1 protein-coding gene is annotated in these 963 nt (G+C 64.6%); it reads right to left on the bottom strand.

Going from position 1 to position 963, the window contains the following annotated elements:
• Positions 1–15: 15 nt before the first annotated feature.
• Positions 16–963, bottom strand: a 948-nt coding sequence (locus tag Q4E95_RS12645) for a glycosyltransferase (protein ID WP_303383639.1), incomplete at its 5' end; no start/stop codon positions are given.

The following is a 963-nucleotide window of genomic DNA, read 5'->3' as shown; positions in this document are numbered from 1 at the left end:
AGGACGCGTTCATTGTCATTCATGGGTCTCCTCCAGGTGCTCATACTCATGAGGTGTCCGTTCGTGGTCCGGTAAGAGCCAGATCAGCGTCCGCGCGGTGTCCTCCGTTTGCCGCAAGAACACCGGTCCTTGGGTGGCACCGTCCCACGTGATCATCCCCCGCTCACGCTGCGTGCCCGTCCGTGCGCCGATCCGGGAGACGTCCTCGGGTGCGAAGCGCGCCGCGTGCATGAGGTCCTCTGCCCACGTGGTTGTCGCGGCTTCGTCCCATCGCGCGGTCCACAGCGTCTCGGGCGAGTCAGCGACCGGGATTCCGTGCGCGGTCAGGGTGGCCAGAGCGGCGTCGTCGGCCGAGGAAGCAGTCACTCCAGCGGGCGGGTGCGTTTGTTCTGCGAGGTTCGTGGCGATTTCCGGTGTGAGGCGATCTACGACGGCGCTCCAGGCCGTCTCGTTCGCGAGCCTCACTGGAACGCCCGCGCCCCGGAACATCACGGCCAGTGCATGTTCGGCCAGGTAGGAGCGGCGGACGGCCCGTAGTTGAGCCCACGCGGAGGCGCGCCAACGGGACCGGTCCTCCAGGCACTCGCCCATCACGATGCCCAGAGTTTCGGGGTCGTCACTCACCGTCACCGCCGGCATGGACTCACGCACTCCTCTGCCTTGCCCACTGACGACCACGGAACCGGACGCGGCGATCTCGACGACCCGCCGGGAGAACATGGTGGGTGAGTCCTTGACCGAGTTGACGTTGATGTGCACCGGGTGGGCCTTATAAGCCTCCAGTACATCCTCATAGCTCAGGCCGCCCTCAATGAACTCGTTGTAGCGCGCAGGAAAACGGTACGGTGAGTTGGGAATATTGATCTGCCGATCGTAAATCGTCAGCCCATGCTGGGCGGCAGCACCCAGGATGATGTCGAGTTCTGCAGAACGTTCCGCGTACCGCGCGCCGTAGTAAGTACC

Origin of the sequence: Kocuria sp. (assembly GCF_030536815.1) — a bacterium.
GTDB lineage: Bacteria > Actinomycetota > Actinomycetes > Actinomycetales > Micrococcaceae > Kocuria > Kocuria gwangalliensis.
The sequence above is the reverse complement of the archived record's forward strand: the minus strand, read 5'-3'. Positions and strand labels throughout refer to the sequence as shown.